General features: G+C 65.9%; 15 protein-coding genes. 2 read left to right on the top strand and 13 right to left on the bottom strand.

Annotated features, from left to right (window positions below; translation table 11 throughout):
* Window positions 1-2: 2 nt before the first annotated feature.
* The 13 genes from R9B84_RS05660 to R9B84_RS05600 all read right to left on the bottom strand — a co-directional run bounded on the left by R9B84_RS05660 (window position 3) and on the right by R9B84_RS05600 (window position 11177).
* Complete coding sequence (locus tag R9B84_RS05660) at window positions 3-1505, bottom strand: DegQ family serine endoprotease (protein WP_423759525.1); 1503 nt, start codon at window positions 1503-1505, stop codon at window positions 3-5.
* 16 nt (window positions 1506-1521) lie between these two features.
* Window positions 1522-2574 (bottom strand): MucB/RseB C-terminal domain-containing protein, encoded by a 1053-nt coding sequence (locus tag R9B84_RS05655; protein ID WP_423759524.1) that lies wholly within the window; start codon window positions 2572-2574, stop codon window positions 1522-1524.
* A gap of 5 nt (window positions 2575-2579) precedes the next feature.
* Window positions 2580-3197, bottom strand: coding sequence for a sigma-E factor negative regulatory protein (locus R9B84_RS05650; protein ID WP_423759523.1), 618 nt, complete (start codon window positions 3195-3197; stop codon window positions 2580-2582).
* A gap of 86 nt (window positions 3198-3283) precedes the next feature.
* A complete protein-coding gene (rpoE, locus tag R9B84_RS05645; protein WP_034183098.1) occupies window positions 3284-3883 on the bottom strand; it encodes an RNA polymerase sigma factor RpoE in 600 nt (199 codons plus the stop codon).
* Between the two features lie 91 nt (window positions 3884-3974).
* Complete coding sequence (locus R9B84_RS05640) at window positions 3975-4439, bottom strand: hypothetical protein (RefSeq protein ID WP_423759522.1); 465 nt, start codon at window positions 4437-4439, stop codon at window positions 3975-3977.
* A 12-nt stretch (window positions 4440-4451) separates the two neighbouring features.
* The gene (gene fabF / locus R9B84_RS05635) at window positions 4452-5684 is read right to left on the bottom strand and encodes a beta-ketoacyl-ACP synthase II (RefSeq protein WP_423759521.1); all 1233 of its coding nucleotides are present in this window, start codon (window positions 5682-5684) and stop codon (window positions 4452-4454) included.
* Window positions 5685-5848: 164 nt separating this feature from the next.
* Window positions 5849-6088, bottom strand: coding sequence for an acyl carrier protein (gene acpP / locus R9B84_RS05630; RefSeq protein WP_004197638.1), 240 nt, complete (start codon window positions 6086-6088; stop codon window positions 5849-5851).
* Window positions 6089-6232: 144 nt separating this feature from the next.
* On the bottom strand, window positions 6233-6982 hold the full coding sequence (gene fabG / locus R9B84_RS05625) for a 3-oxoacyl-ACP reductase FabG (RefSeq protein ID WP_423759520.1): 750 nt from the start codon (window positions 6980-6982) through the stop codon (window positions 6233-6235).
* Between the two features lie 36 nt (window positions 6983-7018).
* Window positions 7019-7951: an ACP S-malonyltransferase gene (gene fabD, locus R9B84_RS05620; protein WP_423759519.1), complete on the bottom strand. Its 933-nt coding sequence runs from the start codon at window positions 7949-7951 to the stop codon at window positions 7019-7021.
* An 83-nt stretch (window positions 7952-8034) separates the two neighbouring features.
* The gene (locus tag R9B84_RS05615; protein WP_047900176.1) at window positions 8035-9024 is read right to left on the bottom strand and encodes a beta-ketoacyl-ACP synthase III; all 990 of its coding nucleotides are present in this window, start codon (window positions 9022-9024) and stop codon (window positions 8035-8037) included.
* Window positions 9025-10131 carry a phosphate acyltransferase PlsX gene (plsX, locus tag R9B84_RS05610; RefSeq protein WP_423759518.1) on the bottom strand — a complete coding sequence of 369 codons (1107 nt, stop codon included), beginning with the start codon at window positions 10129-10131 and terminating at the stop codon, window positions 9025-9027.
* Window positions 10132-10260: 129 nt separating this feature from the next.
* Window positions 10261-10440, bottom strand: coding sequence for a 50S ribosomal protein L32 (gene rpmF / locus R9B84_RS05605; protein ID WP_047900174.1), 180 nt, complete (start codon window positions 10438-10440; stop codon window positions 10261-10263).
* Between the two features lie 98 nt (window positions 10441-10538).
* Complete coding sequence (locus tag R9B84_RS05600) at window positions 10539-11177, bottom strand: YceD family protein (protein ID WP_423759517.1); 639 nt, start codon at window positions 11175-11177, stop codon at window positions 10539-10541.
* 230 nt (window positions 11178-11407) lie between these two features.
* Between R9B84_RS05600 and R9B84_RS05595 the strand changes: the two genes are divergently transcribed.
* On the top strand, window positions 11408-12040 hold the full coding sequence (locus tag R9B84_RS05595; protein WP_423759516.1) for a Maf-like protein: 633 nt from the start codon (window positions 11408-11410) through the stop codon (window positions 12038-12040).
* On the top strand, window positions 12037-12759 hold the full coding sequence (locus R9B84_RS05590; protein ID WP_423759515.1) for an SAM-dependent methyltransferase: 723 nt from the start codon (window positions 12037-12039) through the stop codon (window positions 12757-12759). Before R9B84_RS05595 ends, R9B84_RS05590 begins: the two co-directional genes overlap by 4 nt.
* Window positions 12760-12798 lie beyond the last annotated feature (39 nt).

The raw sequence follows: 12798 nt of genomic DNA, 5'->3' as shown, positions 1-12798 counted from the left end.
CGTTACTTCTGGCGCGGCCGCACGGGCACGAACTGCGTGTTGTCACCGCGCCGCACGAGCACCGCGACCGCCTTCTGCGGATCGAGCTGCGCGGTCACTTCGGCGAACTGCTTCGCGCTCGTGATATCGGTATCGCCTACGCGAAGCACGATGTCGCCGCGCTGCAGGCCCGCACGCGAGGCCGGGCCGTCGACACCGTCGACCTGCACGCCGTTCTTCAGCTTCAGCGTCTTCAACTGATCCGCCGTCAGGTCGCTGACCGTCAGGCCGAGCGAATTGGTCTGGCGCGGCTTCTGCGGCGCGTTCTTGCGCTGTTCGGCCTTGGCCGTCGACTCGGCCGGCGTCTCGGCGATCGTGATCGGAAGATCGCGAGCCTGACCCTTGCGCCACACGCTGACGGTCGCCTTCGTGCCGGGCTTCGTGTCGCCGACCATGCGCGGCAAATCCGACGCCGTATCGACCGGACGGCCGTTGAACTTCAGGATAATGTCGCCCGGCTGGATGCCCGCCTTGTCGGCCGGGCCGCCCGGCTCGACGCTGCTGACGAGCGCGCCTTCGGCCTTCGGCAACCCGATCGAGTCGGCCACATCCTTCGTCACCTCGCCGATCGCCACCGCGATCCGGCCGCGCGTGACCTTGCCCGTCGCCTTCAACTGGTCGGCCACGCGCATCGCCTCGTCGATCGGAATCGCGAACGAGATGCCCATGAAGCCGCCGGTACGGCTGTAGATCTGCGAGTTGATGCCGATCACCTCGCCCTGCATGTTGATCAGCGGGCCGCCCGAGTTGCCGGGGTTCACGGCGACGTCGGTCTGGATGAACGGCAGATAGTCGCCCGTGTTGCGGCTCTTCGAGCTGACGATGCCGGCCGTCACCGTATTGTCGAGGCCGAACGGCGAACCGATCGCGACGACCCACTCGCCGACGCGCACCTTGTTCGAGTCGCCGATCGCGACGACAGGCAGGTTCGACGCCTGGATCTTGACGACCGCGACGTCCGTGCGATCGTCGACGCCGATCAGCTTCGCCTTGAACTCGCGCTTGTCGGTCAGCGTCACGTAGATGGTGTCCGCGTCGTCGACGACGTGCGCATTGGTCATCACGTAACCGTCGGCCGACACGATGAAGCCCGAGCCGACACCGCGGTTCTGCTCGGTGTCGGGCGGATTGTCCGGCGCCGGCGCATTCTTCGGATTGCCGTTGCCATTGCCGCTACCGTTGCCGGGCGCTTGCGGCAGCGGAATGCCGAAGAAGCGCCGGAAGAATTCCGACATGTCGCCGTTGTCGAAGCCCGGCGGGAGCATCCCACGCGGGCCGCTGCTCGTCGGCACGTTGGCGGTGGTCCGGATGTTCACGACGGCCGGCCCGACTTTTTCGACCAGATCGGCGAAATCGGGCAGGCTGGCAGCGGGAGCCGTCACCGCGACCGCGGTATGCGGTACGAGCGGCAGGCAGGCAGACAGCGCCGCCGCCGCGAGCCATTTGCGCAGCGTGAGTTTCATCATGTCGGAAGCCGTAGCGTTACTTGGAAGCCTTGTATTCTATGGCAGACGCGAACTGCTGCAACGTAGCCGGCGGCACTTCACCGAGCACGGTGATCCAGTAGTCGCCGCGACGCTTCACGAGCACGTGCGTCGCACCGGTGCTGCCCGCGCCTTCCTTGCGCGTGTTCTTCTCGGCCGGCTCGATGAAAACGGAGATCGTCGCGAGACCGTCGGTGAAAACAGCCTGATCGACCGGGATCGGCGGATCGCCCGCATCGCGCGCAGCCATCGGCCGGCGCACTTCGCGGATCTTCTGGAAGCCGGCGACGCTCGGCGCGAGCTGCCAGCCCTGCGCCTCCATGTCGACCGTCGCGACCGGCGGGCGTACGACCGTCCAGCCGCTCAGGTTGCGCATGCCGGCCGCGATCGCGGCCTTGTCGCCGCTCCCGCCGCCCGCCTGCAATTGCGAGAACGCAATCTGTTCGAGCACGTGATCGTTCGCATCGAGCGTCTGCGAGCGCAGCAGCAGCCCGGTGCGCGCGTCGGCCCAGAGCTTGTACGTGAACCGGTAGGCATCCTTCGGCACGAGCTCGACGACCTGCGCGTCGATCCCGGCCACACGGTCCTTGCCGAGCGACTTTGCGTCGTAGACGGACATCACGTGTTCGCCGCTCGCGCCGAGCAGCGCAGGGAACGAGTCGCGCGTCTGACGGCGCTCGACCACGCAAAGCTTGCGCTCGGGCACGAACGTGTACAGCTCGTCGTTATGCCGCAGCAGCTTGCGCGGCTTGCCGTCGAGTGTCTCGATCCGCTCGAACTCGCCGTCGCGGGACGCGACGTGTGCGATACGCGACGACTGGACATACCCGCCGCGCTGGTAGACGAACGTGCCCTCGTAGCTCTGCTGCTGCGCCGCCTGCTGGACGCGGTCGAGCCAGTCCGCGGCGCCCTTGCGGGTCGCGACGGGATCGTCCGGTTGCTGGGCGCTGGCAGGAAGGGATTGAACGGACAACAGGGCGGCTGCGCAAAGCAGGAGGGCCGGCAGCCGCTTCCATCCGGAGATGGCGTGATTCAACTGCAATGTCCGCATCGGGTTTATTGGCCTGGCGTGGTGGTCACGGCAGCGCGGATCAGCGGCATCGAACCCGTGACGACGGGCTGCTGCGCGAATTGCTGGTGCGCTTCGAGGTATTGGTCGAGGCTGGCGTCGCGAATGATGTTGACGTCCTGCAGCCCCGGCTGGGCCGACGCCTGCGCGACCGTCACACGCTGCAGGTTGCCGCTTTGCGGCGCACCGACCGACGCGACCTGGACGGCGGCCGGCGTACCGGCCGTCTGCAGTTGCGGAACGACGATCCACGTCAGCGTGGCCGCCGCGGCCGCCACCGCGAACGCGGGCACGACGCGCCGGCGCAGCGACAGCAGCTTGCGCGCGACCGGCGCGGCCGCCGGCGCGAGCAGGTGCGGCTCGCTTTCGAGCGCGGCCGACATGCGCGCGGTGAACGCGACGCTCAGCGCGGGCGACAACGCGAGCTCGTCCGAGCGCAGCGCATCGCCGATCAGGTGGTAATGGGCCCACGCAGCGCGATCCGCGCGGTTGAGCTCAGCCAGAAACTGCCCGTGATCCGGGCCATCGAACATTTCGCCGTCGACCAGCGCGGAAAGGCGCTCGCCGCGCGAGCACGCCTGCGACTGCGTATTGACCGACCCCATGATGCTCCCCATCTTGCACACCCCGTCGTGACTTCACGACTCTATCCGTAACTAGACCCCGACCCGCGTCGTTCCGCCTGTCGCGCTTACCAGCGCTTGCCTTCGGGCGTATCGAGCAGCGGACGCAATTTGGCAGCGATTGCCTCGCGAGCGCGGAAGATCCGCGACCGGACCGTCCCGATCGGACAGCCCATCATTTCCGCGATCTCTTCGTAGCTCAGGCCCTCGATCTCGCGCAGCGTAATCGCCTGGCGCAGTTCTTCGGGCAAGGCGGCCATTGCAGCGTTGACCGTCTCGGCAATCTGCTTGCTCATCAACATCGACTCAGGCGTGTTGATATCCCTTAGTTGGTCTGCGTCGGAGAAAGTTTCCGCTTCCTCGGCATCGGCCTCGGTCGAGGTCGGTGCGCGGCGACCCTGCGTCGCAAGGTAGTTCTTCGCCGTATTGACGGCAATCCGGTACAACCACGTGTAGAACGCGGACTCGCCGCGAAATTGCGGCAGCGCGCGATACGCCTTGATGAACGCGTCCTGGGCCACATCCTCGACCTCGGCGGGATCCCGCACGAGGCGCGAGATCAGCCGAATGATCTTGCGGTGGTATTTGGAGACCAGGAGTTCGAACGCTGCCTTGTCGCCCTTCTGTACGCGCTCGACCAGAACCTGATCAATTTCTTTTTCACTCACCTGACAAATCCATTAACTAGGGATGCAACGCGGAGCGCTATTGTAGCGTTCCCGCGCCGGCCGCTGGTTACGGTCGGTAACCGCGCCGCCGTCATGCCCGCCCCGCGGCGCCCGCGGTTCTCGCGAGCACGGACAACGCGCTGAACGACGCGGCGTCGAGCGCATCGGCCGGAATCAGCAGCGGCCGGGCCCGCCGGGCGCCCTGCCCGATCGACAGCACGAGCAGCAGGCTGCTCCAGTGCGCATGGCCGGTCACACGGCCACGGGCCAGCAACCGCCCGGTGCGACCAAACGCCGCAATTTCCCCAAATGCGTCGATCTGCAACTCGGCCGGCAGCCGACGGGCGCAGGCCCGCGCGGCGCACACGGCCAGCAGCGCGGCCGTCGCGGCCGACACGCATGCGCCGGCGGCAGCGCCCGCGCGCGGCGCCCAGAACAGGAACGCCGACGCGGCAGCCGACGCGACGAACGCGGCCAGCACGACATACGACACGGCCGAGGCCCGCAACGCAAAGCGCTGCGGACGCCCGGCCGGAGCATCGAATGGACTCGTCAAGCGATTTCAGCGTCAGACGCGCTTGAACACCAGCGTGCCGTTGGTACCGCCGAAGCCGAAGTTGTTCTTCACGGCCACGTCGATCTTCATGTCACGCGCGGTGTTCGCGCAGTAATCGAGATCGCACTCGGGGTCCTGGTTGAAGATGTTGATGGTCGGCGGCGACACGTTGTTGTGCAGCGCCAGCACCGTGAACACCGACTCGAGGCCGCCCGCGCCGCCCAGCAGGTGGCCCGTCATCGACTTCGTCGAGTTCACGACGAGCTTGTACGCGTGCTCGCCGAAGGCCGCCTTCACCGCGTCGGACTCGTTCTTGTCACCCAGCGGCGTCGACGTGCCGTGCGCGTTCAGGTACTGGACCTCGTCCGCGTTCACGCCGGCGTCGCGCAGTGCCGCAACCATGCAGCGGCGCGGGCCGTCCATGTTCGGCGCGGTCATGTGGTACGCGTCGCCGGTCATGCCGAAGCCCGAGACTTCCGCGTAGATCTTCGCACCGCGCGCCTTCGCCGCCTCGTACTCCTCGAGTACCATCACGCCGGCACCTTCGCCCAGCACGAAGCCGTCGCGGTCCTTGTCCCACGGACGGGACGCGCTGGCCGGATCGTCGTTGCGGGTCGACAGCGCGCGTGCTGCCGCGAAACCGCCGATACCGAGCGGCGACACCGTCGATTCGGCTCCGCCCGCGACCATCACGTCCGCGTCGCCCGCCTGGATCAGGCGTGCCGCCAGACCGATGCTGTGCAGGCCGGTCGTGCAGGCCGTCACGGCCGCGAGGTTCGGGCCCTTCAGGCCGAACATGATGCTCAGGTGACCCGAGATCATGTTGATGATCGAACCCGGCACGAAGAACGGCGAAATCCGGCGCGCACCGCGATCGACGTAGGTCTGGTGCGTATCTTCGATCATCGGCAGGCCGCCGATGCCGGAACCGACCAGCACGCCGATGCGTTCCGCATTGGCTTCGTTCACCTCCAGCCCGCTGTCCTTGAAGGCCTGGACACCGGCGGCGATGCCGTAATGGATGAACGTATCCATGCTGCGGGCTTCCTTCGCCGGGATGTACTCCTCGGCGTTGAAACCCTTCACCTCGCCCGCGAAATGCACGGCGAGATTCGACGGATCGAACTTCGTGACGGTGGCGATACCGGACTTGCCGGCGACGAGATTGGCCCAGCCGTCGGCAACACTATTGCCAACAGGCGAAATAAGCCCCAGGCCTGTAACGACAACACGACGGCGGCTCACGGTAACCTCTTTTCCATTATTGGATGACAAAAACAAAAGCCACAGTGGCCACAGGAACCAGCCCTGCGAGCCCTGTGGCTGTTAGTCCGTCCGGCGCGAAGCCGGCAGGATGGCGCGTCAATCGCGAAGATCGCGGCGACGTGGCGGACAAGCGCGAAAGGCGCTTACGCCTTGACGTTTGCGCGAGCGTAGTCGATCGCTTGCTGAACGGTCGTGATCTTCTCTGCTTCTTCGTCCGGGATTTCCATGCCGAACTCGTCTTCGAGAGCCATCACCAGTTCGACCGTGTCGAGCGAGTCGGCGCCCAGGTCGTTCACGAACGAAGCTTCGTTCTTGATCTCGGCTTCCGCAACGCCCAGTTGTTCAGCGACGATCTTCTTGACACGTTGTTCGATGTTGTCCATTACCCCTCCGAGGGAAAGTTCAGATTTACAAGTGCGCGCATTTTATCAGGTTTGCTGACGCCAAAACGCGCGTTGGCTTGATGGTCGATCAAGCACCGATCCGCCTGAAAAACGGGATACGGCGCGGATGGTAAACGAAAATCGTTACGACATGTACATGCCGCCATTCACGTGCAGCGTCGTGCCGGTAATGTAACCGGCCTGCGGCGATGCGAGGAACGCGACGGCATGGGCGATGTCTTCCGGGCTGCCGAGGCGGCCGAGCGGAATCTGGGTCTTGAGCGCGGCCTGCTGTTCTTCCGGCAGCGTCTTCGTCATGTCGGTGTCGATGAAGCCCGGCGCGACGCAGTTCACGGTGATGCCGCGGCTGCCGATCTCGCGCGCGAGCGCACGCGTCATGCCCGCGACGCCGGCCTTCGCGGCCGCGTAGTTGACCTGACCCGGGTTGCCGGCCGAACCGACCACCGACGTGATGTTGATGATACGGCCGCCGCGCGCCTTCATCATCGGGCGCAGCACCGCGCGCGACAGGCGGAACACCGAGTTCAGGTTGGTGTCGATCACCGCGTCCCAGTCCTCGTCCTTCATCCGCATCGCGAGCTGGTCCTGCGTGATGCCCGCGTTGTTGACGAGCACGTTCAGCGCGCCGAATTCCTTCACGGTTGCGTCGATCAGCGCTTCGGCGGCCGCCGCGTCGTTGACGTTCAGCACCGCGCCGCGGCCCAGGACGCCCGCTTCCGCGAACGCCGCGGTGATCGCGGCCGCGCCCGATTCGCTCGTCGCGGTGCCGATCACCGTCGCGCCCAGGCGCGCGAGTTCGAGCGCGATCGACCGGCCGATGCCGCGCGACGCGCCGGTCACGATCGCAATCTGTTTATCGAGAGTCTTTTCCATGAATCGAATATCCGTCTCTTGAGAAAAGGCGCCGCGTCAGGCGGTCACCAGCTTGAGCGCTTCGTCGAGCGACGCCGGATCGAACACCGACGCACCAGTCAGGTTACCGTCGATGCGCTTCGTCAGGCCGGCGAGCACCTTGCCCGGACCGCATTCGATCACGTGCGTGACGCCCGTGCCGGCGATGTGCTGCACGCACTCGACCCAGCGCACCGGGCCTGCGGCCTGGCGCACCAGCGCATCCTTGATCGCGGCCGGATCGCTGACCACGGCGACGTCGATGTTGTTGACGACCGGAATCTGCGGCGCCTTCACGTCGATGTTCGCGAGATAGTCGCGCAACTGGTCCGATGCCGGCTTGAGCAGTGACGAATGGAACGGTGCCGACACGGGCAGCGGCAGCGCGCGCTTCGCGCCCTTCGCCTTCGCGATCTCGCACGCCTTTTCGACGGCGGCCTTGTTGCCTGCGATCACGACCTGCGCAGGCGCATTGAAGTTCACCGCTTCGACGACGCCCGCTTCCGCGGCTTCGGCGCACACCGCGCGCACCGTGTCGTCGTCGAGGCCCAGGATCGCGGCCATGCCGCCCTGGCCGACCGGCACAGCCGTTTGCATCGCCTGCGCGCGGAAGCGCACGAGCGGCACCGCGTCCTTGAACGCGAGCGCGCCCGCCGCGACGAGCGCCGTGTATTCGCCGAGACTGTGGCCGGCGACGATCGACGGCGCCGGGCCGCCTGCCTGCTGCCACGCGCGGTAGCACGCGTACGCGGCCGTCAGCATCACGGGCTGCGTGTTGGTGGTCAGATTCAGCTCTTCGGCCGGGCCTTCGGCGATCAGCTTGCCGAGGTCCTGATTGAGTGCATCGGACGCTTCCTGGAGCGTCTCGCGCACGACGGCCAGATCGGCGAATGCGTTGAGCATGCCGACTGCCTGCGAGCCCTGCCCCGGAAAAACGAATGCAAATTTCATATCGTCCCCAATTGAATCGATTCGGACGGCGCGCACGAACGGCGCGCCGATGGGATCCGCGCGCAGCAGTCGCGCGCCGCGGATCAGAAGCGGAAGACCGACGCGCCCCAGGTGAAGCCGCCGCCGACACCCTCGATCAGCACGTGCTGGCCACGCTGGATGCGACCGTCGCGCACCGCGGTGTCGAACGCCAGCGGGATCGACGCAGCCGACGTGTTGCCGTGCTGGTCGACCGTCACGACCATGCGTTCCTGCGGCAGGCCGAGCTTGCGGCAGGTGCTGGTCATGATGCGGATGTTGGCCTGGTGCGGAATCAGCCAGTCGATTTGCTCGGGCGCGAGATTCGCCTTGGCGAGCGCCTCGATCGCGACCTTTTCGAGCACGTTGACCGCGAGCTTGAACACGGCCTGCCCGTCCATGTACAGGAACGCGCTGCCTTCGATCACGCCGCGGTTGACGTTGCCCGGCGTGCAAAGGATATGCGAATAGCTGCCGTCCGCGTGCAGCGCGCTGCCGAGCACGCCCGGCTCTTCCGACGCGGACAGGATCACCGCGCCCGCGCCGTCGCCGAACAGCACGCAGGTGGTACGGTCCTTGAAGTCGAGGATGCGCGAGAACGTCTCCGCGCCGACCACGAGTGCCGTGCGGTGCTGGCCGCTGCGGATGAAGCTGTCGGCCGTCGCCATCGCGTACGCGAAGCCCGAGCACACGGCCTGCACGTCGAATGCGGCGCCGCCGTTCTTGATCCCGAGCTTGTTCTGCAGCAGGCACGCGGTGCTCGGGAACACGAAATCGGGGGTCGAAGTCGCGACGATGATCAGGTCGATCGACTGCGGATCGATACCGGCCATTTCAATCGCACGACGCGACGCCTCGAGCGCGAGGTCGCTCGTCGTGACGTCCGGTGCGGCGAAATGGCGCGCATGGATACCCGTGCGCGCAACGATCCATTCGTCGCTCGTCTCGATGCCTTCCTTCGCAAGACGATCGGTCAACTGCTGGTTCGTGACGCGGTCGGGCGGCAGATAGCTGCCCGTGCCGAGCACGCGGGAATAGAGAGTCGATTGGGCCATTTATGCTTTAGAGGATTGCGCAGCGGAAGGTTCGGCGTGATGGCCTGCGGCCGGGCTTGCATGGCCCGCGCCGCCCGCGTCGTGTCCGCCGTCGCCGAGCGACACCGAATTGTCCGCCATCGCGCGCGCGAGGCGCTCCAGCACGCCGTTTTTGACCGCATCATACCCGCGTTTGATCGCCCACTCAAACGCGTAGGCGTCGGCCGAACCGTGGCTCTTGATCACGAGGCTCTTCAGCCCCAGCAGCGCCGCGCCGTTGTACTGGCGGTGGTCGACGCGCTTCTTGAAACGCATCAGGACAGGCAGCGCGAGCAGCGCCATCAGCTTCGACATCAGCGAACGGCCGAACTCCTCGCGGATGATGTCGGACAGCATCTGCGCAAGCCCCTCGGACGTTTTCAGCGCGACGTTGCCGACGAAGCCGTCGCACACGATCACGTCGACGGTGCCCTTGTAGATGTCGTTGCCTTCCACGTTGCCGCGGAAATTCAGCGTGCTGGCGCGCAGCAGCTCGCCTGCGCGCTTGATCGTCTCGTTGCCCTTGATGACCTCTTCGCCGATGTTCAGCAGGCCGATCGTCGGCCGCTCCTTGCCTTCGAGCGCAGCCACGAGCGCATGCCCCATCTCCGCGAACTGCAGCAGGTGCTGCGGCTCGCAGTCGACGTTCGCGCCGAGGTCCAGCATCATCGTGTAGCCGGTCGGGTTCGGCAGCGCGAACGCGATCGCGGGCCGCTCGATGCCGGGCAGCGTCTTGAGTACGTAACGGGAAACGGCCATCAGTGCGCCGGTATTGCCGGCGGAGATGCAGGCCTGCGCCGCGCCTTCCTTGACGTGGTTGAGCGCGACGCGCATCGAAGAATCCTTCTTCTTGCGCAGCGCCACTTCGACAGGGTCGTCCATCGCCACGACTTCGGTGGCGGGCACGATGGTCAGCGCGGGATCGTCGAGGGCTTTCAGCTTCTTGAGCTGAGCGCGGATCGCGCTTTCGATGCCGACGAGCATCAGGTGCGCATCGGGATGCGCGCGGACGAACTTGACTGCCGCGGGAACGGTCACGGACGGGCCGTGGTCGCCTCCCATGCAATCGATTGTGAGCTTTACGGTCATGGAATGCGACGAATTTCAGGCACAAAAAAGCGGCAGTTGAATGCCGCCTTTTTGTTGCGCCAGGAAAGTGTCAAGCGAACCAGTTGTCACGCGAACGGCGAACGTAGCGCGCAACGCGTGACTTGACGCTTAGTCGTTCTTCGTCTTGACGACTTTCTTGCCGCGATAGTAGCCGTTCGGGCTGACGTGGTGACGCAGATGCACTTCACCCGTGCTCGGCTCGACTGCCAGCGGCGACGCCGTCAGGAAATCGTGCGAACGATGCATGCCGCGCTTCGACGGCGACTTCTTGTTTTGCTGGACTGCCATGACTAACTCCTAAATAATTTTCCGGATTCTAACACAGCCCGATCCGGCGCTTAACTACCCTGGCCCAAAGCCCTTACGCCTTCCCGCGCCACAACTGCTTAGTGTTTCTTGGTGCCGTCACCGTCCTTCTTCAGCGCTTGCAGCGCTGCGAACGGATTCGGCCGTTTGCCTTCGTCCTCGGCTTCGCCGGACTCTTCGCCCGCCTCTTCCTCAGGACCGCTCGCACCCGACACGAGGCTTTCGTGAACTGCCGGGCAAACCTCGTGCTTGGGCACGAGCGGCAACGAAAGCAGCAATTCCTCTTCGATCAAGTCGACGAGATCGAACTGGCGTGAGCCCACGATCACATCGGCTTCATCGTCGTCGAGCGGAAATTCTTCAGCTTCTTCTTCGGTCGCGACGACCCGGTAAACCATGTCGACGCCGAACGCCTGGTCGTACGGGGTCACGCAGCGCTGGCATGTGAGCCATGCATGGCCATGCACCGCGAGGCGCAGATACGGCTGCTGCCCATCGGCGCCGTCGTCCTGCAACTCTTTCTGGGTGAACCCTTCCGCCTGCCACGTGAAGACCGTGTCGCGATCTGGCGCGTCCGCCGGCACTTCGTTTAACATGCGCGGCAGTTGCGAGAGGTGCACCGCACCTGCTGCCTGCCGCCCGCTGCGGGCGAATTCGAACAGGTCGACTGCGTGCGGATCAAGTGGTGCCGCAGCAGGTTTGCCAGAAGAAGTGTTCATGTGCGCTCCTGCCTACAGGCTGACTTGCGAATCCGGCTTGGCGCCGCTCACGTACGGCTCATCCGCGGATGACGTACTTTACTTCCGAAGACCCGACAGGCGCCACCACGACGGAAGCCTGTCGACGAAAAGCGGGAAAGCATACCTGTTTTACCTTTTGCGGTCAATCACTTAAGCTTGCGTCCGCGCAACGCTGCCCAACACCTCACGACTCACCGATCCAACCGACCATGCCGGATACCGTTTGCCGCCCGCCGCGGCTGATTCTTGCCTCCAGTTCCCGCTACCGCCGCGCGCTCCTCGAGCGCCTCGGCGTACCGTTCGACGTCGTGTCGCCCGACCTCGACGAAACCCCGCTCGATGAAGAAACGCCGGCCATGACCGCCCTGCGCCTCGCCGGCGCGAAAGCACGCGCCGTCGCCGCGACGATCGACGCGCCGGACGGCGTGCTCGTGATCGGGTCGGACCAGGTCGCGACCTTCGACGGGCTTCAGATCGGCAAGCCCGGCACGCATGAGCGCGCGCTCGCGCAACTCGTGTCGATGCAGGGCCGCGAAGTCGAATTTCACAGCGCGCTCTGCCTGTACGACAGCCGCACGGGCGAAGCCCAGGTCGAGGACGTCGTCACGCGCGTGCGCTTCCGCACGCTGCCCGAGGCCGAACTCGACGCGTACCTGCGCGCGGAGACGCCTTACGACGTCGCCGGCAGCGCGAAGTCCGAAGGGCTCGGCATCGCGCTGCTCGACGCGATCGACTCGGACGACCCGACCGCGCTCGTCGGTCTGCCGTTGATCGCGCTCACGCGGATGCTGCGCGCCACGGAATTCCCTTTGTTTGCAACCACTCGTGGAGATCGCGCATGACGGCCGGCACGCTTTACCTCGTCCCGAACACGCTCGGCGAAGGCGACGAATCGATGCTCGCCGCCGTGCTGCCCGCGGCCGTGCAGGCACGCGCCGGCACGCTCGGCTATTACATCGGCGAGAACGCGAAAACGACGCGTGCATTCCTGAAGAAAATCGGCACGACGCGCCCGATCCAGGAAATCGAGATCCGCGAGCTAAACGTCAATACGCCGGCCGGCCAAATCGACCGGCTGCTCGCGCCCGTGCTGGCCGGTGCGGATGCCGGCCTCGTGTCCGAGGCCGGCTGCCCGGCCGTCGCCGATCCCGGCGCGTTGCTGGTACGCCGCGCGCACGAGCGTGGCGTGAAGGTCGTGCCGCTCGTCGGACCGAGCTCGATCCTGCTCGCGCTGATGGCCTCGGGCCTGAACGGCCAGAGCTTCGCGTTCAACGGCTACCTGCCGGTCGATGCGGCCGCGCGCGCGAAACGCCTGCGCGAACTCGAGCAGTTGTCGCGCAAGGCGCGCCAGACGCAGATCTTCATCGAGACGCCGTACCGGAATCACGCGATGCTCGACACGCTCGTCGCGACCTGCGCGCCGTCGACGCAGATCTGCGTCGCGGCCGACCTGACCCTCGCGACCGAGACGATCGCGAGCCGCACCGTGGCGGACTGGAAAAAAGCGCCTGCGCCGAATCTGCACAAGCGCCCTGCGATCTTCCTGCTGCTCGCGAACTGAAGCCGTGGCCGGTGGCCGGCCAGCGGGCCATCGCGGCCC

Source organism: Burkholderia sp. NLJ2, from assembly GCF_049487195.1.
GTDB classification, from domain to species: domain Bacteria; phylum Pseudomonadota; class Gammaproteobacteria; order Burkholderiales; family Burkholderiaceae; genus Burkholderia; species Burkholderia pyrrocinia.
This window is presented reverse-complemented; position numbering and strand designations above follow the sequence as displayed.